Source organism: Myroides sp. C4067, assembly GCF_038039665.1.
GTDB lineage: Bacteria > Bacteroidota > Bacteroidia > Flavobacteriales > Flavobacteriaceae > Flavobacterium > Flavobacterium odoratimimum.
The window spans coordinates 1-25347 of record NZ_JBBPHJ010000007.1; the positions used below are offsets into that span (position 1 = coordinate 1).

Genomic DNA, 25347 nt, shown 5'->3' on the forward strand with positions numbered 1-25347 from the left:
GCCGAGAGGATAGGCATGACTACGCAATAGTCATTAGATTGGTTCGAATCCAGTCAGAACCTCAACTCAGTAATAGAACTTGTTTTGTCAATTAGTGAATTAGTTATGTTGTTACTAGTACAATACTAGTTCTCTAATTATTGAATTTTACTTGTGGAATGAAGATGTATTTACTTAAAACAGTTTACTAGCATAATCAAGATGATTTTTTCTTTACAACTTTATTATTACTAATCGCAAGTGAAGTTATGTACTTGACTACACTGTTGGGTAGTCAAGTACTCTTTTTAGATAAATATATATAGTACTTTATCTATTAAAAACAATAATATCAATTTTAAAAATCAATATACTTATGAGAATACACAAAGAAGGAAAAGGATCTATCCTGATAGGAGTATGTACTTTTATCATGGTTAATATATTGTCTTATGAATTGATTAGTCCTCGTTTTTGGTTGTTACAATTAGCTATTTTTATAGTCACATTGATTCTTATAGCATTGGTTATTTCTTTCTTTAGAATCCCGTCAAGAGTGTTGATACAAGACGACAACTTGGTCTTAGCTCCTTGTGATGGAAAAGTGGTTGTAATAGAAGAAGTAGAAGCAGATGAGTATTTTAAAGATAAGCGTATTCAAGTTTCTATTTTTATGAGTGTCTTGAATGTTCATGTCAATAGAAATCCAATAGAAGGGGAGGTGTTATATAGTATGTATCACAAGGGAAAACACCTAGTGGCTTGGCATCCGAAGTCTTCAACAGCTAATGAACGTCATACTGTGGTGTATAAGCATAAAAGTGGAAGAGAGGTCTTGGCTAAACAGATAGCAGGTGCCTTAGCCAATCGTATTGTCAATTATCTTACGATAGGTAAGATTGCTAAACAAAGTGAGGAAATGGGATTTATTAAGTTCGGTTCTAGAGTTGATCTACTATTACCTTTAGATGCTAAGATTAAAGTAAAGTTAGGAGATATCGCTCAGAGTGGTATTACAACTATAGCAGAGTGGGAGTAAACTCAAAATCGCTAATTCAGATTTATTTATACGTCTATCACTCAATCTGGGTTAAAACAAAAATGACTTTCATTAGCAATGAAAGTCATTTTATATCATATTATTTTACAAACTTATAGTAGCGAGCTCCTATTAGATGAGGTATTGACGACTCGATATAGTCTATTACAAATTCATTATTAGCAGGCTGTATTGGTGTTTTTTGCTCTTTCTTATGAAGAGCGATATAAGTATTGAAGTCTATCGCTGTTGACTGTTTTAAAGTTTCGAAGATAGATACTTTAGGCATACCTTCTTGCCATGTACTCTGTACTTCGGCTTCGAATACTTTAGATTTAGATCCTGAACCATAAGCAATAAACCCTAGTGTAGTATCTACTAAACTTTCTTTTGTATCGTTAAAGTGAGATAGAGTAGATAGCAAACCTAAGAATATAGACCCTGTATAGATATTACCTACTTCACCAGAAGCTATCTCTGATGGGGCAATCTTAGTATTAACCAATTTCATATACGCTTCTGACTTAGCAAATGCTTTGATCTGATCTTTTGCATCAGCAGCTGTTCTGTCTACTAGTTCAGGGTTCTCTTGTAATACTATTTCATGGAAAGTTCTACGTCCTTGGAAGCAATAAGGTAAATGCATTAGTACAGCCTTCCAATCTTGGTATACTTTCTGGTCTTTTTTATTGTTTAACTCTTTGAAGTGAGTGTACGCTTCTGTGATTCTATTGATATAGCATTCGTTAGAGTATTGTCCTTCGAATACAGGTTGATCTTTGTGTATAGAGATTTCTGCTTCTTCTATACCATGCCATGCCTCATTAGTAGAGTTTCCTGTAATGCTTTGTTTCTCTATCGAACGATGAGGTTTAAAGAAGTCAAATACACTTTCTGTAGCTACTCCAGTCTGCCCTGTGAAAGCTAACATACGAGGATTAGCACTAATTAATAAAGCAATAGCACCTGCACCTTGAGTGTATTCTCCTGTAGAAGCTAAGTCATACTTAGCGTAGTCTGTTGCGATAACAATAGCCTTCTTTGTCGGATTAGCTTTTATAAAGTCAATAGCATTCTGCATAGCATCTACTGCACCTATACAAGCGAAAGTATGATCTACAGCATCACAATTCCTAAAAGTACCTTGTCCATAGATTTGCTCTAATAATCCTAAGGTATAAGAAGCAATAGGTTTAGAGTTGTCTAATCCGCTCTCTGTACCTACGTATATTTTAGCAATGTCTTGAGGAGCGATAGCAGTATTGTCTTGTAGTAAGCTATACGCAGCATTAGCAGCCATTGTGATTACATCTTGGTAAGTATCTAATAAGGCCATCTTTTGTAAACCAAGCCCCTTAGTTAATTTGAGAGGTTCGATATTTCGCTCGATAGCTAATGTTTCTATAGGTAAGTGAATTTTAGGGATAAAGTATGCAATACTATCTATTCCGACTTTCATAATCTTTACTAATTTAAATGAAGGGTAAAATTAAAGTCATTTGTTAGAAATAACTAACTAAATTGAATAAAATTTATGTAATAATGCTATGTTATTGGTTTAATGTTATTAATACATAGTTTTTCTGTTTATAAAAGATTATAGTATTTTTACGATATAGTTAATTTAGAAGAGATGAACAATTTATTCAATTTTGAAACAAATGTTAGCAATATTATCTTGAAGCGCGGATTTGAGTATTATGAGCGAGGGATGGTGAGGGATATTACTAAACTAGGTGATTATATCTACGAGGGTGAAGTAGAGGGGAATGATGATTATACTGTTGTTATAGAATTAGATAAATCACAGAGTATCAAAGATTATAATTGTGACTGTCCTTATGATGGAGCTGTCTGTAAACATGTTGTTGCTGTATTGTATCAATTAAGAGATGATATGACAATAGAGGTTGTACCAAAGAAAATAAAGAAGGTAAAAAGGATGAGTTTTAAAGACTTAGTCGAACAATTAAGCATAGAAGATTTAAGAGAGTTTATTTTTATAAGTGCAAAAAAAGACGCAAGACTAAAAGTGTCTTTAGAAGCTTATTTTGTAGATAGGTATGATACAGTCGATATAAAAGAGAAGTATAAAGAGGTTTTTAGAAAAATAATTAAACAGCATACTTCACGAGGTTTTGTCAGTTATACAGAAACAAAAAAATTAAGTAAAGAATTAGAAATATACTTAGGTAGAGTAAATGAACTTATAGCTGAAAGAAATTATAGAGATGCGTGTAGTATAATACAAGTATTTATAGAAGAAGCTATTGATGTGATTACCTTTTCTGATGATAGTAATGGATATTTTAGTGATTTAATCTTTAATGCTATTGAAATATTGGATAGTATCATAGAAGCAGATATAACTATTGAGTTTAAAGAGTCTTTAATTTCATTCTTTGAAGAGGAATTAGCAAAAGAGGTTTATTTTGATTACGGAGATTTTGGTTATGAGTTATTAGGTTCTTTCGAATTATTGTGTTTGAAGATATTTAAGGAAGAATTTTACCTCACATTTTTAGATAAAAAGATAAAAGAAAGTAATTCTGAGGAATATAGAATAAGACATTTTACTAACGTTAGATTATCCTTTTTAGGAAAAATAGGAAGAGAAGAACAGTTGAATCAAGAGATGTTGGATAATATATCTATTCCAGAAGTTAGAAGAAACTTAGTTCAACGAGAGATGATGCATGGAGAGTATGAGAAGGCAAAAATATTACTTATTGAAGGAATAAAAATAGCAGAAGAATTAAAACATCCCGGAACTGTTAACCAATGGGAACTTATCTTATTAGAGATTGCAGAATTAGAAAAAGATGTTGAACGTATGCGTTATTTCTACAATAAACAAGTCTTTTTTGGTTGGCAAATCAATAAATCCTATTATAGTAAGTTAAAAGCAACATTTACAAAAGAAGAATGGACAGTAATCATCGAAGAAAAAATAGACAGTTTAATCAGTGAAGCTAAGAGTAAAGTGAAACAACACAGTATGTTTAATAGTAATCCATATGATGGTTTAGTTAATTCAGTAGGTGTTCTATATTCTTTAGAGGGGTATGTAGATAGGTTATTTGACTTGTTAAAAAAAGTAAGTAGATTAGATTTAGTATTACCTTATCTAAAATACATTAAAAAAGAGTATACTGTTGATGTAATATTTGATGTTTTAAGACCTCTCATTGTTTTAGAAGCAGATAGAGCTAATAATCGTTCAGATTATAAGAATATTGGTAATCTATTAATTTCTCTTAAAAAGGAGTTTCCGCAAGCTGTAGGAATTATTGATTCTATCGTAGATGAGATGAAGAAGAAGTATCCTAAGAGACCTGCTATGCTAGATGAGTTTAATAAAGTTTAGAGTATTGAGATTTTATGTAGTAGAACCCACTTAAATACCCTAATTTTGCATGAAATATAAAGATAATGAAAGAAGCAAAGAAAACGCAGAAGAAACTACACCCACGTAATAAACATCAGGATTTATATGACTTTGATAAGTTAAAACAAGTGGTGCCTGAGTTGGCAACTTTTATTATCAAGAACCCGTCAGGGGTAGATACAATTGACTTTGCAAAACCTGAAGCAGTGGTTTTATTGAATAAAGCCATACTGATGAAGGACTATAAGATGACGTATTGGGAAATGCCTAAGACGAATCTATGTCCACCTATCCCTGGGAGAGCCGATTATATCCACTATATAGCAGATCTACTGGCAGAGGGGAACAATGGAAAAGTACCTACAGGAAAGGGAGTAAAGATATTAGATCTTGGAATAGGAGCTAATGTGATATATCCTATTATAGGTGTGGCTGAGTATGGATGGGAATTTGTGGGGTCTGAAGTAGATGTAGTGTCTGTAAAGACAGCTAGTCATATCGTAGAGCACAACCCTCATCTAAAGAGTCATATCAGTATCCGTCAGCAACCTACTAAGCGAAATATATTAAAGAATATAATAGGAGAGAAAGAGTATTTCGATGTGGTGATTTGTAACCCTCCTTTCTTTAAGTCAAGAGCTGAGGTGTTGGCGAAGACAACACAAAAGTTGAGAAACCTAGGTAAAGAAGTGGTGGGTAAACCAGTACAGAACTTCAGTGGGCAGAACAATGAGTTGTGGTGTGATGGTGGAGAACTTGCCTTTATCACTAATTACATTTATGAGAGTAAGCATTTTAAAAGACAGGCAGTATGGTTCACCACTTTAGTGTCTAATAAAGATAACCTTAAACCTCTGCAATCACTATTAAAACGAAGTGAAACTAAAGAGGTTCGTATTATAAATATGGAGCAAGGAAATAAGATAAGCCGCATTTTGGCGTGGAGATATTAATAATAAAGGATGCTTATACAGCATCCTTTGTTATTTTATTTACTCATTATCATTTTTCTTACTTCCATCAAGGCAAAACCGAGTAAGTTCAATCCATTCCATTTGACAGGAATATTTATTTTTTCATTATCTGCTGCTAATCCTACTCCCCATATCGTATCTACTGGACTAGCTTCTACTAGTACTCTTTTTTTAGTATTGATTAGAAAGGTTTGAAGTTCTTTGTTTTGAGTAAATTTATGATAGTTACCTTCTACCACGATACGATAACGATTAGTTACCCAAATATCTTCTCGAAAACCTCGTACTTCTCTTCCTAATGCTTTCATCTCCATAGGGCTTTTGGCATTCATAATGCGCTTATAGATTTCGTGATCATTGAACAATAGTGCTTTTTGTGCCATCATCCAATGCTCTGTAGAAGCATAAGACTGCCCATTGACCTCAAATCGACTAGGCCACCATTGGCTAAAACATGCTGCTGTTATCTCTCTACTTTTGCTTTTTTGATGTCCCCAAAAGAAGATGTACTTTGATTTCTTTCCACTTTGGTACTCTTTTATATGTTTCTCTAGGCTATACTGTTGTTCAAACTCCATTGTTATTCTGAATTATGCTGTGCAAAAATAAAGAATCCTATTCTTTATTAAATTGTTTATTTTAGCCGCAATCCAATCAACTAATTATTAAAAAATGAAATTAAAGAAAGTAGTACAGTATTTTGCGATATGTACTTTATTGATGAGCTTTTTAGTAGCTTGTAGTAGTGATGATAATTCGTCTATCACAAGAGAAAATAAGCGTGTAAAAGTAGAATCTTATACCCTGATGAAACCCATAGAGCCTTTTAAAGGGCAAGATGTGGAGCATTTAATATTATATACCATGTCTGGTGAGATTTTAGATTATACACCGTCTATAGAAGGATTTAACTACGAAGAAGGTTATATGTATGTATTAGATATTACAAGAACTCACAATAAAGAATTGATGGATAGTAATTTTGAATATGTGTTAGTCAAATTAATTTCTAAAGAGAAAAAAGAATAAATAAGTGTATATAGATATACTAGTAAGGATGCCGCAGAGCATCCTTTTTTTGTTCAGTTAACTTTTTTGTTAGGAGTACTCTTTTCGCTATTAAAATAAAGAAAACAATATTTTCGCTACGGTATAGTTTTTGTTATTTTAAAAGTTAAATTTACTTCAACTTTTATAGATTGTTTTTATGCGATTTTATATGATGAACATTCGTTTGTTTATACTATTGACAGCCCTTATTATGGGTGGGTCTACTTGGGCTAAAAATAAGAAGCCCTCTTCTAAAACTCCTGAACCAGTCGAGACTGTTCGTACTGTTGTCGTAGTGATGGAGAAAACACCAGTGATTAACTTTAATGATACTTTATTTAATGTTTATGGTAATATAGGTTCTTTTACTTCTAAGCAACGTGCTAAATCAATAGAAGGAAAGATCGCTATGTTAGCTGAGGATTATTTATTCGAAGGAGATTCTATCAAATTAGCTGATACTGGAAACTATCTTAATCTGATGTATCAAAATGAGATACTGATGAGTGTGGATAGTATACAAGCCGCACAAGAAAGCAAAAGTAAATTAGAAGCTGCACAGTACTATAAAAAGCAGATTATCTCTGCTGTAGAATTACAACAACACAATACGAGTTGGCAACAAATCTTAATACAAGTAGCAGGGACAATAGCTATTATCATCGTAGAATATTTTATTCTTAAAGGGATACGATATATTTATAGACGATGCAAAGTGGCTATCTGGAAGCAGAGAGGGAAGAGAATTAAAGGAATCTTTGGAATCATAGATGATCAAAGAGCTATGCTGACAACTATATCAATAGCGAAAGTTATTAAGCTAATCGTGGTGTTGATATTCTTATATATTGGGTTGTTAGCTATATTTAAATTATTTCCTTATACAAAACATATTTCTGATCAATTGTTAGAATATGTATTGACTCCTTTAAAATCAGTAGGAAAAAGTATTAAGGCTTATATGCCCAAGCTGTTTACTATTATCGTTATTGTTGCAATATTTAAGTATGTGCAGAAGTTCGTTAGATCTTTAGCAGAAAAGATAGCTACTAACAAGATTACGATTAAAGGGTTCTATCCTGATTGGGCTTTTCCTACTTATAATTTGATCAGTGGATTGCTATTTATCTTTATGTTTATTTTGATATTCCCTTATCTGCCTAATTCTGATTCTCAGATATTCCAAGGGGTATCTGTATTTGCAGGTATTATGTTATCTCTAGGGTCTACATCTGTTATAGGAAACTTGGTAGCAGGTTTAGTAATTACTTATATGAGACCTTTTAAATTAGGAGATCGTATTAAGTTAGGTGAGTTCACTGGGGATGTGTTAGAAAAGACAGCGTTAGTGACGAGAATTAAGACACCTAAAAATGAAGTGATCACAATTCCGAACTCTAATATCATGTCCGCTCAAACGGTTAATTATACGCAGTCAGCTAAAGAGCATGGACTGATTCTATATTTGACAATAGGGGCTGGTTATCACGTACCATGGCAAAAAGTTCATGAAATGCTATACGAGGTGGCAAATAGAACAGAACATGTATTAAAACGCCAGAAACCATTTATCTTACAAGATCAGTTTAGGGATTTTTATGTTGACTATCAATTGAATGTATATATCAAAGAGGCGAAGTTATCAGCAAAGGTATATTCTGATTTGCGTCAACATGCACAAGATGTTTTTGCAGAAAATAATATTGAGATGGTCGCTCCACATTATAGTGTAAATAGAGTGGTAGATGGAGAAGACTCTACAGTTCCACCAAAGTATGTGAAGGAACAACCAGAAACAAAGAATTAAAAGTAAATGATAGATAAGAGCACTGAGATAATTATTTCGGTGCTTTTGTTTTTTATAAGTGTGTTTAGAGGGGATTAGGTAGTGTTTTTGTATATTCGTTAGATAAAGTATAAGCAACTATGGAAGATATGAAAGTAGCAATAATAGGAGCAGGTATAGCTGGGCTGACTATGGGAATAGCTTTAAAAAAGGCTAATATTCCTTTTGTTATCTATGAGTCTACAGAGAAAATTAAACCTGTAGGAGCGGGGATTGCTATCGCTAATAATGCCATGCAGGTTTATCGACACTTAGGCGTATCTGATCAATTAACTCAAAGAGGTACACGTATCTCTAAAGTGAGATTAACGGATATGAATTTGAATATACTGACACAATCAGATTTGATTGCTTTTGAACAGAAATATCAGTTGGTTAATATTGCAATACATAGAAGCGATTTGCACCATGTTTTGTTAGAAGAGGTGGGAATGGAGCATGTTGTACTAAATAAGCGTTTAGAAGACATTAGTTTGGATGAAGTAGGACTTTATACACTTCGGTTTACAGATGGAAGTACTGCGACTCATGAATATGTAGTAGGTGCTGATGGTATTCGATCTCAAGTGAGACAAAAGATATTTGGTGATTATCCTTTGAGAGATGCTAAGCAGGTATGTTGGCGTGGTGTATTAGATATAGATTTATCTACGGATTATGACCATATAGCATTAGAAGGATGGGGAAGGGGAGAACGCTTTGGTTTTGTCAAACTTGAAGGAAAGCAGGTGTATTGGTATTTTCTAGTCAACGAGGATAAATATCTTAAAAATCAAGATCTTTCTGTTCTTATTAAAGATTGTAGTCCGTTAGTTAAGGATATGATTATGCAGACTGCTGAGGCTGATATCTTTTTAAATAAGATATATGATTTGCCTCTTATCCAGGAGTGGTCTAAGGATAAAGTGTGTATAATAGGAGATGCTGCTCATGCTACTACACCGAATCTTGGACAAGGTGCTTGTCAAGCAATAGAGGATGTATATATTATCAGCAAACTATTAGAGAAACATTCTTTAGTTGAAGCCTTTCATAAATTTACTTCTATTCGCCGTGAGAAAGTATCTCAGATTGTTCGTGATAGTTGGCGTATGGGACAAGTATCCCAGTTTAGTAATCCATTAATTACTTCTGTTCGAAATATGGCTTTTCGATTTGCTCCTTCATTCTTAAAAGATAAACAGATCAGCATGATGTTTGAATTGCAAGAGGTATAAAAGCGTTATAGGATGTATAACGCTTTTAGTTTTTTTACTTGCCGATACAATTGTAAATAGTCAAAGACAAACTTATTTCGGACGTTTTATTAACGGCTAAATGGGAATCAGCCTTTAAAGACATTGAAGAGAACAAAACTGATATGGAAGATTTTCATAGGCAAATAGAAGATTATACTTCAGAGATAACAAATGAGCTTCTATCGATTAAATCAAGCAATGAAATAGATCATTTATCTTGTCCAAAGTGTAAACAACATACACTTCAACTAAGAGAGAAGGTGGTCAAATGTTTAAATACGGATTGTAATTGGATCTTGTTTAAAGAGGTGTGTGGAGTTAAACTCTTAGTTGAGGATATTGCTGATTTACTTGAACAAGGGGAAACCAAACTGCAAAAAGGACTAATTAGTAAAGCAGATAAGAAGTATGATGCTTACCTTATTTTAAAAGAAGACTATACAACAGGGTTTGAATTTAGTACTAATAAGAATAAATAGGATTAAAATAATAGAAGCTACCTCAACAAATAGGTGGCTTTTATTATTAAATGAGCTTTTGAGAAAGTATAAATGAGCTTTACAACAAAATAGTTCATTGGATGTTGTGTATCTTTATAAATAGTAAAATAAAGAAAAATGAAAGTAAGTAACGCTTTACAAACCATTAGTTATTCAGGTATATTTCTTTCTTGTTATACAGATAACAATGAGAAGTGTATTCATGCCACACCAGAGCATGTACTTGTTTATGTATATTCAGGAGAGCAAATTATAGAAGATAGAAATAAGAAAATAAGAGTTCATGCGGGAGAGTGTGTTTTTATAAGACGCAATCATCAGTTAACGATGTATAAAAATAGTAAAGGAAAAGAGAACTATAAAGGGATTTCGCTAACCTTTAACCGAAATGTACTTAGGGAGTTTTATAGTAAATTAAAAAAGAGTGATCTTCCTAAAGATATTACTATATCAGACAAGAACGTATTTCTTATTGAACAAAAAGTAGATATAACAAGTTTGTTTGAATCACTAACCCCTTATTTCAATGAGAAAGTAAAGCCTTCTGAACATGTGGTGCACTTAAAGCTACTAGAGGGGATTTATGCTTTACTGAATAACTCAGAGCTATTTTATCCTTTGTTATTTGATTTTACTCAGCCTTGGAAAATTGATATTTTAGAGTTTCTAAAAGACCACTATATGGATGAATTAAGTATAGAAGAGATTGCTTCTTATACAGGTCGAAGTTTAGCTACTTTTAAAAGAGACTTTAAAAAGATAAGTAATCTTACACCTCAAAAATGGATTATTCAAAAACGATTAGAAACAGCTTATTTAAAATTAAAAGAAGAAAGAGGTAAAGTTCAGGATATTTATTTAGAAGTAGGTTTTAAAAACTCGTCTCATTTTTCTACAGCTTTTAAAAAGCAATATGGAGTTTCTCCAACTGAAGTATAAATTAAAAAATGAGCTTGACAGTAATGTAAAATGAGCTTTGTAGTAAAACCTTTATTCTTTATCAGCTTTAATTTTACCAAAAATAAATCAAGTATATGTTAGAGAATAATAATGATGTTTTTAAAAGATTACGTAGTGGAGAAACTATCAAGTCAGATGATCTTCAATGGAATAAAATAACAGAGGAATGTTATATCACTAAAGATTTAGTACTCAAGTTGAATAACTGTCTTGATCCCATTGAAAAAAGAAAACTGCTAAGTGAGATTACAAATCTCCCAATAGAAGATACAGTAGAGATATTTACTCCCTTTTATATTAATTATGGAAAGAACACAAAATTAGGAAAGAATGTTTTTATCAACTTTGATTGTGTTTTCCTTGATTTGGGAGGAATAACAATAGAGGATAATGTTCTTATTGCGCCTAAGGTTAGTTTGTTATCTGAGGGGCATCCAGTTAATCCTAAGGATAGAAGTTCACTAGTACCATCGCCAATTCATATTAAAAAAGGAGCATGGATTGGAGCAAATGCAACGATATTACCAGGGGTAACAATTGGCGAGAATGCTATTGTAGCTGCAGGAGCAGTAGTTTCTAAAGATGTTGCAGACAATACTATTGTAGGGGGAATACCTGCAAAAATTATAAAAACCTTTTAAAGCTATATTAATTAAAAAATTTTGAAAAAAATGAATACAAAAAATGTAAAAGCATTTGGTACACAAGCCCCTGAGGCGGATTTAAAACAAATGAATATAAGTCGTAGAGAAGTGACACCAAAAGATGTGGAGATTGATATTTTATATTGTGGTGTATGTCACTCGGATCTTCACACAGCTAGAAATGAGTGGGGAGGTACACAATATCCGAATGTACCTGGGCATGAGATTGTAGGAAAGGTAGTAAAAGTAGGTAGTGAAGTTACTAAATATAAAGTAGGAGATTTAGTTGGAGTGGGATGTATGGTAGATAGTTGTCGCGAGTGTGATAGCTGTAAAGAAGGCCTTGAACAGTACTGTGAACATGATAATATTCAAACCTATAATAGTCATGACAAGCACTTAAATATGCAAACTTTTGGAGGATATTCAGAGAGTGTTGTAGTGGATGAAGACTTTGTATTAAGTGTTCCTAATAATTTAGATTTAGCAGCAACAGCACCATTATTATGTGCAGGTATTACAACTTTTTCACCTTTAAGACACGCCAATGTAGGTCCTGGTAAAAAAGTAGGGATTGTTGGCATCGGAGGATTAGGACATATGGCTGTTAAGATAGCTAAGGCAATGGGAGCTTATGTAGTTGTTATTACAACTTCTCAATCAAAAGTAGAAGATGCAAAGCGCTTAGGTGCTGATGATGTTGTTTTATCTACAGATCAGAATCAAATGAAAAACAATGCTAGAACCTTAGACTTTATTTTAGATTGTGTTTCTGCTCAACATGATATAAATGCATATTTATCACTAATTAAGAGAGATGGTGCTTTAACTCTTGTGGGAGCTCCTGAGCATCCACTTCCTGTATCTGCTTTTAGTTTGATTTTAAATAGAATTAGTTTCTCAGGATCACTAATTGGAGGTATTAAAGAAACACAAGAAATGCTTGATTTCTGTGGTAAGCACAATATTACATCTGATATTGAATTAATTCAAATACAGGATATCAATAAGGCTTATGACCGTTTATTAAAAGGAGACGTAAAGTATCGTTTTGTAATTGATATGGCATCACTTAAAAACAATTAAGATAATGTAAAAAGGGAGACTTATAAAGTTTCCCTTTTTTATATGTGTGCCCAGCATGGGCGATAACTCTAGGGTGTAAGTCCCGAACACGCCATTACAGCAGGAAATGTTAACCGACAGCAAGGGTGTCCATCGTGAGTTGGAATCTGAAGGAAGCTTTAATTTTTGAACCAATTAATTCAAATTGAATCTTGGATTCAAATAAATCACGCTTTTGCGTACCTATAGAGCCTATTTGTTCTTCAATAATTTGATCTAATGAGATATGTTTTCATTTGAATAAGAGATTAGCTTAGATATCAAAAGTACTTAAAATACACTTTTTTTAGCTAAGTAAAACATACGTTACTAGTGAAAAGAAAGACATGATAGTTTATTCCCTATATTTGTGTATGTTATAATGATTATTAGCTTATTACTTTTTAGAAAATTAAGATGAGGATTAATTTTACAGAGCAGAATCACCAAGAAATCGCGAATCTTTTAGATTCTGTAGTGAACGAGAGTGATGCTACTTTAACTTTAGAGAAAAATATATTATATGGTATTGTTCCACGCTTTTTATATTTATTAAAAGCGAAAGATTCTTCATTTTATAAGATTGGTATTACTAACGATTTAGAAAAGCGAAAAAGAGAATTACAGACTGGTTGTCCATTAGAATTACATTATATATTTGCCGTTGAGGCAGATTTAATTGATTATTATGGAAAAGAAATAATTTATCTCGAAAGATTTTTACATCAAAACTATAAAGAGTGTAAGGTTTTAGGTGAATGGTATAAACTCAGTAATATAGATGTGTGTAAAGTTTATTTATTTTTAACGTCTCCTATTTATGCTAGAGATTTATGTCCTGTAGCATACATTAATTATGAATTAGAAGGTGTACTTATTAGTTGTTCTATATAGAAAAAGCGTTGTAGTACTTCACCACAACGCTCTTTAAAAGTCTTTATTTATAAGGGATTATTCTATTTACCGATACAAAAGTTCGCAAAAATATTCCCTAATAATTCATCATTCGTAACTTGTCCAGTTATTTCACCGAAGAAGTATAATGCTTGGCGGATATCTATGGCCATTAAGTCAGCAGATAAGTTAGTCTGAAGTCCCCACTTAACCTTTTCGATTTCTTCTAGAGCTTTTAATAGGGAGTCGTAGTGACGAGTATTCGTTACGATTGTCTCATTATTGCGTAGAGCACCAGTATTAACGAAGCCTAATAGAGCCTCTTTTAGTTCTTCTACGCCCATATTTTCTTTTGCAGACATCAGCATAAGGTTGTCGATATTTGCTTGGTATAAACCAATCTGTTCCTCTGATAACAAATCTCTCTTGTTACATACTACAAGAAGTGGTTTTAGAGGGTATTTGTTTTTTAGTTTCTCTAACTCAACTTTAATCTGATCAAGAGAACTACTATTTAGCTTAGCTCCATCTATTAGGTAGATAACAACTTGAGCCGCTTCGATTTTCTCGAATGTCTTTTGGATACCGATACTTTCTACTACATCTTTTGTTTCGCGGATACCAGCAGTATCTATGAATCTAAATCCAATACCATCTATTACTAATTCATCTTCGATTGTATCACGTGTTGTACCAGCGATGTCTGATACAATAGCACGTTCTTCATTTAATAAAGCATTCAGTAGAGTAGATTTTCCTACGTTTGGCTCTCCAACGATAGCTACAGGAATACCATTCTTAATTACATTACCAACAGCGAAAGAGTCAATAAGACGTTTAAGTACAAACTCTATTCGGTCGATTAGTTCTCTAAACTGTGTACGATCAGCAAACTCAACATCTTCTTCTGAGAAGTCTAACTCTAATTCAATAAGAGAAGCAAAGTTTAATAGTTGCTCACGAAGCTTAGCAATCTCACTTGAGAAACCACCACGCATTTGTTGCATAGCGATTTGATGACTTGCTTCATTGTCAGAGGCAATTAAGTCAGCTACCGCTTCTGCTTGAGATAGGTCTAGCTTTCCATTTAAGAAGGCACGCATAGTGAATTCTCCTGCTTGCGCCATTTTAGCACCTTTACGCAGACATAATTGGATGATCTGTTGTTGAATAAAGGTTGAACCATGACAAGAAATTTCAATTGTATTCTCTCCTGTGTATGAATTAGGTCCTTTAAAAACAGACACTAATACCTGATCCAATACACGCTCTCCATCTACAATATGACCTAAGTGTAAAGTATGTGTTTTTTGTGTCGTTAAATCTTTATTCTTGATCGATTTAAAAATGCCATTGACTAGTGTAATTGCATCTTTACCCGAAACTCTTATTATAGCTACAGCACCTGCTCCTGAAGGAGTAGCTAAAGCGACAATAGTATCTTGTAATATCATATCTTTTCTAAATATGAGGCAAAGATACTATTAATTCATTTAATCTAATGATGTCTATGATGGGGAAGAAAAGTTCTTTGTATTGCTACTACTAGTGTGGTTAGGCACATGGTATTTAAGTAGAAATATTTATTACTATAAGGCTAATTAAAGGTAGAGTAGTGTCCTAATTTGTCTGTTTATACCTAATAGGTATAAAAGTAAGTCTTTACATGCTATTTAAGCTCTCTATCGCATATTTTACAACTTTTAGCCTTTAAAATACTATAAAAACATAAAGATTATTCATATCTTTATACAAATAAAACAATTGGATACCATGAAAAAAATACTATTCCCTACAGATTTTTCAGAAACAGCTAACAATGCTCTAGTATATGCGTTAAGAATGGCAGAAAACCAAAATGCAACTCTTTTTGTACTACATGCTTATGAGATGCCTGTGATTTCTGCAACAGCTAATCCTGTAATGGTACAGGATGTATATAAATCTATTGAGTTGAGCAATTTTGAAAATTTCAAAGATCAAGTACCTCAAATTAGAGATATAGCAAAACAACATAACTTAGACCACGTTCCAATGCACTTCATTTTAGAAGAAGGCTTTTTGAACACTATCTTGAAGAAAAGAGTTAAAGAAGAAGAGATTGATTTAGTAGTAATGGGTACAAATGGTAACTCAGGATTAGATAAGAAAATCTTAGGTTCTAATACTGCTAATGCAATAGGTTCTTTAGGTATTCCAGTATTGAGTATTCCTCATGATGCTATTTTTGATGGAATTAATTCTATTGCATTTACAACGTTGTTCAGTTCACAAGATAAAACTACTTTAGAGACTATTGTTCAAATGGCTAAAGGGTTTAATGCAACTGTAAAATGTATTCACGTTGCAACTGCAAAAGATAAAGCAGATCCTGCTGTAATTAATAGTTGGAAAGAGAACTTTAAGAATGACAATGTGAAATTCTATATTGTAGAAAGCAGTGATGTAGAAAAAGCAGTATTTGATTTCTTAGACGAAGAGAATATTGACCTTTTAGTTTCAGTAAAAAGAAATAGAGGTTTCTTCGAAAAACTATTTACAAGTAGTATGACTAAGAAATTAAGTTACCACAACTATGTTCCTGTGTTAGCTTTCCACGAAGAATAAGAATTTTTCTTTATTAAGTATATAGAGGTGTCCTTTTAGGGCACCTTTTTTTGTTGTAGTTAATCTAGTACTGTATAACGTGTTTTTTGATTTCAAGAGTGATCATCATTTAATAGTTAAATGGCCTCATAAAAGATAGTGAGCTTTTTTTACCCTATAGTAGGTTCGTACGGGATGTTTTAGCCTAAAACATGTATAAGTGTAGTTCTTATTAAAACTAACTCCTAAAAACCAATTAAAATAGTTAAAAACACATAGAGTATGGTTAATGATAGTTTTAACGATTACTAACGGATAAAATAAACATCTCTGTTAGTATTTGTTAGTTAGTAACTTATGCAGAATGTTTAATTATAGAAGACTATTAAAGTCTAGTTTTTGTCTTTTTAAGTCAATCTTAAAGGAAGATTACTACTCACCATAACGGGTAGGAGACATAGATAAAGAAAACATAATAATTATAGTAGAATGAATAATGTTTACAAGAGTATGAGAAAATGAAACATTCTTTTTTATAAAATATGGAGAAGGACTTCTACTGTATTGGAATGCAGTGTATCTATTGTATATAAGTGTCTAAACTATAAAATTAGGACCCGTTTAATTGTAGTTATCATTAAGTATTAGAAAACTGATTTAGCCTTTTGAGTAGGGCGTTTCATTTTTTAAACGTACAGTTTAGATGTTTCATAAAGCAATATACGAAAGACTAGTTATTATTTAAATTGATATTTATCAGTATATAGCTTTATAATTGCTTAACTAGTTTGTTTTTAGGTGTTTATGGTGTTTATGTTTTACGTAAAAGAGTTAGTTTTTGAGTAGTTTATTGCGTCAAACATAAAAGTATTGGGTAGTTGTAATTCAATATAAAGGTAAAACTTTGTAGAAATAAAAATATTATAGCTATGGATACACTCTTGTATTACTTTTACTATTTAAGCTCACATTTTGAGAGCTTTTCCCCAGTAGTAAGGCTAACTGTTTTTTTAACTATGCTACTTGGGGGAGTTTATATTTATTCTTTATTGAGAATTGGCGCTGTTGCTTATAGAAATAAAGTAGAGAAGCAGCGATACTCTAAAGTTAAAGAAAAATATGAAGAACCTCTTTATGCTTTATTACAAACTAAAGAAAACATTTCATCTAATCAAGTACTACAGAGTTTAGGCTTAGAAAATAATGAGCTTAAGAATTGGGAGAAAGCTTGTATAACAGACTTATTAGTGAATCTAATCAAAAAAGGAAATGGAGTACAACACTAATAATTATAACGAGATTCTTAAAGCTCTAGATTTACCTAACTATTGGGAGAACCGTTTAAAGAGTAAGGTAAATAAGAAGAGCGTACATTCTCTTAGAATGCTAGAGCATTTGGGAGACAATGTATCAGGTACTGCTATTGCTCAGAAATTGTACTCAGAGAATACACATATTAGAAAGCATGCTAAGAGCATTTTTATGAAGTTTTCGTCTCATGATTCTTTTAAGTTTTTAGAGAATGACTTTGATCGTGATTTTAATGCTTTTGATGAAGTTCGTATTCATACTTCTTTAGTGAAAAGAGCATCTACTAGACCTTTGCCATTGTTAATGAGATGGGTGAATGTAGCGAAGAATGATAAGTATCAAGCCTTCTTGATCTATGAAATAGCTTTCTTTAAACAAGTAGAGAGTGCAGCTGATTTGTTGAGGTTGTATAAACAGACTAATTCAACAGTGGTAAAGAAAGCAATTGTAGAAGCATTGGGTGACTTTGCTTATCGAGATGCTATATCTGTGTTTATAGAGGAGTTTAGTTATGTAGAACAACTTATTCAAAATGAAATTGTTATTGCCTTTGGTAAAATTGGAGGTATAGACGCTTTGTCATTTTTAGAACAGTTGTATTATGAAACTGAGAATAAAGAGTTGTTAGTAAATATTCTTTCTACAATTTATCTTTTAGATAAGAGTAAAGTGACCTATAATAAAATTAAAGAACAAGCAATTACTGATTTTGAAAGACAGATCATTGGGTATGTTGAGTTGCGCTAGGAAGCAATATACTTGTTAATATACCTCTAACTGGTTAAGTACTTTTTTATTAATCGCCTTTGTGATTTTATTTGTACAATAGACTAGAAGAAGATGATTTGAATGACTGTCTTCTTTTTAGCTTTTAGAGAGTGCAAAATATTGGCTTAATCCCCACAACCTTACTAAAATTAATATGGAAGAATTATTCTATTTTTATCAATACCTCGTTTATTTTTACGCTTGTTTAATTACGTTAATTTACTTCTTTTTAGCAGTATTTGGATACTTTAAGATTATTAAAAATAAAGTAAAATATACGGCTAGAGAAGAACATACTTTAAGAACACATCCAGAGATAGCACCTGCTATTTCAGTAGTAGCACCTGCTTATAATGAAGAGGTAATTATTATTGCTAATGTTCAATCTCTTTTAAATCTAGATTACCCTAATTTTGAGGTAATCATTGTGAATGACGGAAGTAAAGATCAAACTTTAGAATTACTTGTTGACAATTTTGATCTACATGAAGTTCCTTACCCTTATATTCAGAAGGTTAGAAGTAAGCCTGTCAAACGTATTTTTAAATCTACTAACCCAGACTATAAGCGACTAACAGTAGTAGATAAAGAGAATGGAGGTACTAAAGCAGACGCTATGAATGCTGGTATTAATGTTGCTCAATATGATTATTTTATCAATACAGATGTCGATTGTATTTTAAGTAAGGACACCCTAACCAAAATCATATTACCTGTACTAGATTCTAAAGTTCCTGTTATAGCAGTAGGGGCTACCATGAGAATGGCTAATGGGTGTGAGGTAAAAGATGGTCAGATTGTTAAAGTAAAAGCACCTAATCGTTTAATCCCCTTATTTCAGGAGACAGAATATCTTCGTTCGTATTTATTGGCAAAAATGGGATGGTCTAGTTTTAACTTGATTCCTAATGTATCTGGTGGTTTTGGACTTTTTGATAGAAATATTGTAGTAGAAGCAGGGGGGTATGACTCTTCTTCTCATGCAGAAGATATGGATATGACTTTTAGAATGATCGCTTATATGTGTGACCAGAAGAAAGAATACCGTATCGAACAGATTGCTGATACATGCTGTTGGACAGAAGGCCCACCTAATCTTAAAGTACTCGGTAGACAGCGTACTAGATGGGGACGAGGATTGTTGCAGATTTTTATAGTACACAGAAGATTAATGCTTAATCCTAAATATGGAAGACTTGGGTTATTAGTTATGCCGTATGCCTTATTATTTGAATTTATGGCACCTATCGTAGAGCTGATAGGAATAGCGTTTCTAATCTTTCTATTTTTTACAGATCAGGTAAACCTAGAGACTTTCTGGCTAATGTTATTGTTTGTTTACATGGTAGGGGCGACGATGTCTCTAGTATCTATTTCTTTTGATGTTATTGTCAAGAAACAGTACGACTCCTATATAGATTACCTAAAACTTATTTTCTTATCTGCTTTTGAAGCTATTTTTTATCATCCTTTCATTGTGTTTTTTAGCCTTAGAGGATACTGGCAGTTTATGACTAAAAAGAATTTTAAATGGGGAGAAATGACACGTCAAGGCTTTTCTCAAGAAACTAAAGCAGAACCAATAGAGACTACTCTATCTTAATTTGTAAACGAAATGAATAGAATAAAAAGACACCTGATACAGTTAAGCGTATTGTTAGTTTCTACTTATAATTATGCACAAGTACAGACAACTAAAGAAGGGAGTGAAGATTATGTATTACTTGCTAATCGTGAGTTTAACGAGAATAAATGGGAATCAGGTAAGAAGATTGTAGATAAAGGGATGCTAGAAGACCCTAAAGATGCAGATCTGCGCATGTTATTAGGAAAGTATTACCACCATATTAAACAATATGATAAAGCGAGGTATGAGTTAGTTAAGGCTATCGAATTAGATCCAGGACAAATAGACGCTAGACATATTTTAGTCAATGTAGAAACAGAGACGAAGCGCTATTCTAGTGCGATATGTTATGTCAATGAGATATTGGAAGTACAGCCATATTTAAAAAGTCTATGGAAGAGAAAAATACACTTATTTGAACTACAAGGCAATCATGTGGAAGCAGATCGACTGAGAAAGAGATTGTATCAGATATATCCGTCTGATCAAAATCTAAAGAATGAATATGCTTATAGTATAGAACTAGAGTTAGCAAAGAATCAAACATTAGGAGATTTTGATAAAGCGATTTCTTTAAATAAAGAATTGATTAAGAATGACCCAAAAAATGTAGAGTATCATTTAGTACTGATTAATGATTATATCAAAACAGCAGATTGGAATAATGCTCTTATTCAAATAGAGAGAGCACTTACTTTGTTTCCAAATAATACAACCCTACAGAATAAGAAGATAGGTGTATTATCAGATCAGAAGAGATATGACCTATTATTGCCATTTTTACAACAGTCTAAATTGACACAACAATATAATTACTACACCTTAGAGGCAGCTAGACACGCTAAGGTAACAGCTCCTTTTGACTTGTATAGTAATGTATTGAATAGTAACCCTCGTAATGAAGAAGCTTTTAATTATGTATTTAACCAACTTATTGCTCAGCAGCAATATGAGGAGGCATTGTATCAGCTAAATAAGTATAAAAAGGCATCAGGAGCTACTAAAGAGTTAGCACTAAAAGAACTACAAGTCTATACTCGTATGGGGAATACAGCAAAAGCAAAAGCTTTAGTCAAACAACTATATACTAGTTATCCTGGCGATATGGAAGTACAAGATTCTTATTATCAGATTACACTAGAAGAAGCTAAAGGTTTTATGCTAGAAGAGCAGTATGAATATGCTATTGATAGGTGGCATATTCTATTAAGGTCATCAGATAAGGAGATTACCTCATTAGGTTATATGGGACTGTATAGAGCTTATGTAGCGAAGGGAGACTATACTAGTGCACTACATACATTGAATCAATATGAACTAAACGCGAATGAGTCTATTCATCTAGGCTTTAAAAAAGCAGATTTATATTTTAAACTACATAAGTATAACGAAGCTTTAGCAGCCTATGAAGAAGAGCTTGTTGCTTTAGATTTAGATCAACGAAGAACTTATTTGCCAGGTTATCAGGAGTTGTGTACAGCTATTGTCAAAGACCAGAATGAACATTTTTTGTATAGCGAAAGCTTATATTACGTTAAACGTTGGCTAGCTCATGACCCTACTAATAAAACAGCACTTGTGTATGCAGTTAACTTATCTCATCAGTTAAAGAGAGAAGAAGAAATGGAAGCCTATTTACAAAGAGGAGTAGAGGTGTATCCAGAAGAAGTCTTCTTTCAGGTGAAGTTAGCAGAGTATCAAGGAAACGTAGCAACAGACTATGGTCCTATTTACAATGCTATATTATCGCAAGTAATACAACAACCTTATCATGAGCTAGCACTTACCACTTATGAAGAGATCAGTGAAAAGTATGCTTTACAGTTGATCAAAGAGAATCAGACTGATCAGGCTCTAAGCGTATTAGACGAAACCTTAGCATACTTACCTAATAGTAGAGTTATAAAATATACTAAAGGATTAGTATTAGAAAAGCAAAAGAAATATGCAGAGGCTTATGCTTATCAGCTTTTCTATGACCCATCACCTATAGAGTTAGAAGAGTATAAAAAGCACTTACAGTTCTTAGCTTATAAATCATTGAGAAATGAGATAGGTATAGAGTATTTGCGCAGTCACTTTGATGATAAGTCTAGTAAGAAGCACTCTATAGCTTCAGTTCATTACACTTATCATGCGCTAAAGAATAGTTATACTATCGGAACGAATTATACCGCTAGAGAAGCAGGTCGTGGTATTCAAGGTCATTTTGATTGGGCTAGAACCTGGAGTGATAAGTGGAGCAGTAATGCTAATATAGCTTTTGCAGATGCTTACTTCCCTAAGTTCTCTATTAATGGATCTGTGTTCAGAGACTTTAACTTTTTAGGCGGTGTAGAATTAGAACTAGGAGCAGGGTATCGAATATTCCAAAAGGATAAAGAGGTATCGAATACTAGTGATAATATGTTTAATATAGTTCTAGGAGCTACTAAGCAGACAGATCAATACAGTCTAAATGTGAAGCTAAACAATTTTTTTAGTAATCATAAGTGGATGTATAATCTATCTGTAAATGCAAGGTATTTCTTATCGTCTCCTAAGCATTTTATAGCGGCTAATGCAGGCGTGGGATCATCTCCTGATGTTGAGTTAATCGATTATCAGCTGTATGATACATTTGATGTGTTGAATACCAATGTAGGAGCAGGATACGGAACAGTATTGTTCAAGAATGTTACAGGTAGTATTATGGGAAGTTGGTATAACTACAAGGATAATCAGTTGAAGTATAAGAATTTTTACAATCTATATTTTGCAATAAATGTGGTTTTCTAATATAATTAAATACTCGTTGTTATCTGTCTTATGCTGTATCTATGGCTGTAAGGCGAATACTTCAGAAAAATTGAGCAGTGAATATTACGTTATTCATGCAGATGATGTGTTTGAGAGCAAGTTGTGGGCAGATTATTTATACAAGCATCTGATGAGACGTACTTCTACTCATCCCATTGTAGAAATGGCTACAGGGAATGAAGAACAAGATAGTGCCAAACATATTTATATAACAATGGATGAGACTCTAGAGCATGATTATTGCATTCAGCATGATCATCAAGGCTTGCGTATTAAGGCTAGAGATGGACAGACTATAAAATGGGTAATATATCAGCTAATAGAAGCGATATCAGAAGAGGATTCTCGTTTTCTAACAGCAGATTTGCCACCAGCTATATTAGATTTTGTCACAGGGTGTAGTACAAATGACTTTACTTATAGAGAACCTCATTACCTAGAGAATTTGTTATTAGATCAGTCTGGTGTATTGGGAAATAATAATGTGGAAGAAGATTGGGGTATTTGGGGGCATAACATTGCTAAAGCGATTCCTTCTGAGCCTAAATCTATAATCTATGCGAGAGTAAATGAACAAGTAAACAGAGATCAGTTCTGTTTCACTTCAGGGGATTTATATGCTTATCTATCAGAATACATTATTGATAACTATGGTTATGGGGTGGAGGGCTCAGAGGATTATCGTTTTGTGATTGCACCTAATGACAACGCCATTGTGTGTAACTGTGGAGGATGTCTTGATTTGAATAAGTCTACTACTCAGGCTTCAGAGTCTGTCGCTCACCTGATTAATAAATTAGCTAGACGATTTCCGAAGTATGAGTTCTATATGTTAGCTTATTTATCTACTAAGACAGTGCCTAATATGGCTTTAGAGCCTAATGTAGGTGTGATGATAAGTACGATAGATATCCCTAAAGGAGTAGCTCTAAAAGAGAAGTACCTAGCTCAGAAGGATGTACAAGGTTTTATATCTGATATCAAGACATGGCGTACGAAGACCAATAGGGTTCTCTTATGGGATTATAGCTCTAATTTTGACGACTATCTAAGTCCAATACCAGTTCTTTACGGATTACAACACCAATTAAAGTTTTTTAAAAATCTTGGTGTACAAGGGATCTTTTTAAATGCTAGTGGATATGATTATTCCTCTTTTTCGGATGTGCAAACTTATGTAGCTACCACTTTGATGAAGGACATTCATGCAGATGTAGAAGAGTTAATTAGAAGCTACTTTAAGAAGGTATATCCTAAGAGTAGAGATTTGCTCAGCACTTATTATATCCGCCTAGAGAAGCGTTACAATCAAGCCAATAAACCATATAATATGTATGGTTCTCCAGAAGATAACTTTAATAACTACTTAGATCCACAAGAGTTTATTGCTTTCTATCAGTCTTTAGCCAAACAAGTTTTACTTACAAATGGAGAAGAGAGAAAGAAGTTAGATAAACTATATACTGCACTTACTTTTACTCGCTTACAATTAGCTTATTATCGTGCCTCTGATCATCTAGGAGCTATTGATGTAAAAGGAAATTCAATCACCTTTAAACAAGAACTCAAAAATGGCTTAGAGGTATTAAATCTAGCTAAAGAACGAGGAATACTGAAGTATAAAGAAGCAGAAGGTAATGTAGATAATTATCTAACTAGTTGGAGAGAAATCGTAGCTAAAGAAGGACAAGAAAGCTTTCTTCTCCTAAAACCTATAATAGTTAAAAACAGCACAGGCAAAGTGATAACCTCGAGTACGCTATTAAGTAATGGATTGTTAGGCTTTAGAACAGATTATCATTTAGGATGGTATATATCTCCAGAGAATAAGTGGTCTGTAGAGTTTAATACAACTCATATAGAAGGTGTGAAGACACTTGCTTTGCGCTTTTTATTACATAAAAAGCATCAGTTTGAGTCACCTGCTCTCATAGAGTTACGACTAGATGGTAAGTTAGTCAAGACTATTGATTCAGCTTCTTACCACCTGACAGATAGTATAGCAGAGTTCTCGACTTATATTGATTTTAATCAAAGTGAGAAAATGGAGATTGTCTTTACAAAGAAGGAAGGAAGTAGAGTGACTATAGCTCTTGATGAAATACAAATAACTAATTAAAATATAATGAGTAGAATAAAATATACACTCTTCATTCTATTGTTCTTTACACTATTAGTGGGATGTAAAGGAGGAGAAGGAGAGACAACCAGTTTAGAAATTGTTGATAACGATAGACATTATTATCCAGTTATTCAAGGAGAAGAGAAGACAATGGTATTTCCTTTAGTGAATAAAGGAGATAACCCATTTGTTCTAAAAGATATTATAGTGTCTTGTGGTTGCATAGTTGCCCATACAGCTTCGTTAAAACATATTCCAGCAGGAGGAGAAGGAAAACTTGTATTAAAGTTTGATACGACTAAAAACATAGGCTATGTAAAGCATTATGTCACACTATATGGAAACTTTGATACCGTAGAGAATATAGAAGTCACTTTTGACTTAAATGTAGTGCCAGATGCACATTATACTAAAGATTATGAAGAGTTGTATAGCTTACATAAGGGAAGTACAGCAGAAGACCTAGTAGATGGTACTATAGATCGTGATTATTATTTAGATGTAAAACAATAAAATAG

21 protein-coding genes are annotated in these 25347 nt (G+C 32.9%); 18 read left to right on the plus strand and 3 right to left on the minus strand.

What is annotated here, in order from left to right:
• Window positions 1-355 precede the first annotated feature (355 nt).
• On the plus strand, window positions 356-1018 hold the full coding sequence (locus AABL87_RS06615) for a phosphatidylserine decarboxylase family protein (protein WP_341277105.1): 663 nt from the start codon (window positions 356-358) through the stop codon (window positions 1016-1018).
• Window positions 1019-1118: 100 nt separating this feature from the next.
• Here AABL87_RS06615 and AABL87_RS06620 read toward each other — a convergent pair whose 3' ends face one another.
• On the minus strand, window positions 1119-2477 hold the full coding sequence (locus AABL87_RS06620; protein ID WP_341277106.1) for a hydroxymethylglutaryl-CoA synthase family protein: 1359 nt from the start codon (window positions 2475-2477) through the stop codon (window positions 1119-1121).
• A gap of 174 nt (window positions 2478-2651) precedes the next feature.
• Here AABL87_RS06620 and AABL87_RS06625 point away from each other — a divergent pair, with 174 nt between their 5' ends.
• Both AABL87_RS06625 and rlmF read left to right on the plus strand, forming a co-directional pair.
• Entirely contained in the window at window positions 2652-4385 is a 1734-nt protein-coding gene (locus AABL87_RS06625; RefSeq protein ID WP_341277107.1) for an SWIM zinc finger family protein, read from the plus strand.
• A 65-nt stretch (window positions 4386-4450) separates the two neighbouring features.
• The gene (gene rlmF, locus AABL87_RS06630) at window positions 4451-5359 is read left to right on the plus strand and encodes a 23S rRNA (adenine(1618)-N(6))-methyltransferase RlmF (RefSeq protein ID WP_006259246.1); all 909 of its coding nucleotides are present in this window, start codon (window positions 4451-4453) and stop codon (window positions 5357-5359) included.
• 35 nt (window positions 5360-5394) lie between these two features.
• Here the strand turns inward: rlmF and AABL87_RS06635 are convergent, their stop codons facing one another.
• A complete protein-coding gene (locus AABL87_RS06635) occupies window positions 5395-5958 on the minus strand; it encodes an NADAR family protein (protein WP_006265088.1) in 564 nt (187 codons plus the stop codon).
• Between the two features lie 94 nt (window positions 5959-6052).
• Here AABL87_RS06635 and AABL87_RS06640 point away from each other — a divergent pair, with 94 nt between their 5' ends.
• The 8 genes from AABL87_RS06640 (at window position 6053) to AABL87_RS06675 (ending at window position 13616) form a co-directional block, all read left to right on the plus strand.
• Complete coding sequence (locus tag AABL87_RS06640; protein WP_016649584.1) at window positions 6053-6409, plus strand: DUF4377 domain-containing protein; 357 nt, start codon at window positions 6053-6055, stop codon at window positions 6407-6409.
• A 178-nt stretch (window positions 6410-6587) separates the two neighbouring features.
• Complete coding sequence (locus AABL87_RS06645; RefSeq protein ID WP_006263297.1) at window positions 6588-8237, plus strand: mechanosensitive ion channel family protein; 1650 nt, start codon at window positions 6588-6590, stop codon at window positions 8235-8237.
• A gap of 128 nt (window positions 8238-8365) precedes the next feature.
• Entirely contained in the window at window positions 8366-9493 is a 1128-nt protein-coding gene (locus tag AABL87_RS06650; RefSeq protein WP_341277108.1) for an FAD-dependent monooxygenase, read from the plus strand.
• Between the two features lie 143 nt (window positions 9494-9636).
• On the plus strand, window positions 9637-9993 hold the full coding sequence (locus tag AABL87_RS06655; RefSeq protein ID WP_016649581.1) for a topoisomerase C-terminal repeat-containing protein: 357 nt from the start codon (window positions 9637-9639) through the stop codon (window positions 9991-9993).
• Window positions 9994-10131: 138 nt separating this feature from the next.
• The gene (locus AABL87_RS06660; protein WP_006265093.1) at window positions 10132-10953 is read left to right on the plus strand and encodes a helix-turn-helix domain-containing protein; all 822 of its coding nucleotides are present in this window, start codon (window positions 10132-10134) and stop codon (window positions 10951-10953) included.
• A 95-nt stretch (window positions 10954-11048) separates the two neighbouring features.
• Window positions 11049-11615: a sugar O-acetyltransferase gene (locus AABL87_RS06665; RefSeq protein ID WP_006259239.1), complete on the plus strand. Its 567-nt coding sequence runs from the start codon at window positions 11049-11051 to the stop codon at window positions 11613-11615.
• Between the two features lie 30 nt (window positions 11616-11645).
• Entirely contained in the window at window positions 11646-12704 is a 1059-nt protein-coding gene (locus AABL87_RS06670; protein WP_016649580.1) for an NAD(P)-dependent alcohol dehydrogenase, read from the plus strand.
• A 435-nt stretch (window positions 12705-13139) separates the two neighbouring features.
• On the plus strand, window positions 13140-13616 hold the full coding sequence (locus tag AABL87_RS06675; RefSeq protein WP_006259237.1) for a GIY-YIG nuclease family protein: 477 nt from the start codon (window positions 13140-13142) through the stop codon (window positions 13614-13616).
• 62 nt (window positions 13617-13678) lie between these two features.
• Here the strand turns inward: AABL87_RS06675 and mnmE are convergent, their stop codons facing one another.
• Window positions 13679-15070 (minus strand): tRNA uridine-5-carboxymethylaminomethyl(34) synthesis GTPase MnmE, encoded by a 1392-nt coding sequence (gene mnmE, locus AABL87_RS06680; protein ID WP_006259236.1) that lies wholly within the window; start codon window positions 15068-15070, stop codon window positions 13679-13681.
• 319 nt (window positions 15071-15389) lie between these two features.
• On the opposite strand from mnmE, the gene AABL87_RS06685 reads away from it, so the two are divergent.
• The 7 genes from AABL87_RS06685 (at window position 15390) to AABL87_RS06715 (ending at window position 25342) form a co-directional block, all read left to right on the plus strand.
• Window positions 15390-16223: a universal stress protein gene (locus AABL87_RS06685; protein WP_006259235.1), complete on the plus strand. Its 834-nt coding sequence runs from the start codon at window positions 15390-15392 to the stop codon at window positions 16221-16223.
• Window positions 16224-17218: 995 nt separating this feature from the next.
• Window positions 17219-17488 (plus strand): hypothetical protein, encoded by a 270-nt coding sequence (locus AABL87_RS06690; RefSeq protein WP_225581900.1) that lies wholly within the window; start codon window positions 17219-17221, stop codon window positions 17486-17488.
• Window positions 17472-18260 (plus strand): HEAT repeat domain-containing protein, encoded by a 789-nt coding sequence (locus tag AABL87_RS06695; RefSeq protein WP_006260961.1) that lies wholly within the window; start codon window positions 17472-17474, stop codon window positions 18258-18260. The genes AABL87_RS06690 and AABL87_RS06695 overlap by 17 nt, the downstream gene beginning before the upstream one ends.
• Before the next feature lie 175 nt (window positions 18261-18435).
• The gene (locus AABL87_RS06700; protein ID WP_006263355.1) at window positions 18436-19884 is read left to right on the plus strand and encodes a glycosyltransferase family 2 protein; all 1449 of its coding nucleotides are present in this window, start codon (window positions 18436-18438) and stop codon (window positions 19882-19884) included.
• A gap of 12 nt (window positions 19885-19896) precedes the next feature.
• Window positions 19897-22686 (plus strand): YaiO family outer membrane beta-barrel protein, encoded by a 2790-nt coding sequence (locus tag AABL87_RS06705; protein WP_286420232.1) that lies wholly within the window; start codon window positions 19897-19899, stop codon window positions 22684-22686.
• Window positions 22673-24826 (plus strand): DUF4838 domain-containing protein, encoded by a 2154-nt coding sequence (locus tag AABL87_RS06710; RefSeq protein WP_341277109.1) that lies wholly within the window; start codon window positions 22673-22675, stop codon window positions 24824-24826. The genes AABL87_RS06705 and AABL87_RS06710 overlap by 14 nt, the downstream gene beginning before the upstream one ends.
• 6 nt (window positions 24827-24832) lie before the next feature.
• On the plus strand, window positions 24833-25342 hold the full coding sequence (locus AABL87_RS06715; protein ID WP_006259229.1) for a DUF1573 domain-containing protein: 510 nt from the start codon (window positions 24833-24835) through the stop codon (window positions 25340-25342).
• The last annotated feature ends 5 nt before the right edge of the window (window positions 25343-25347 follow it).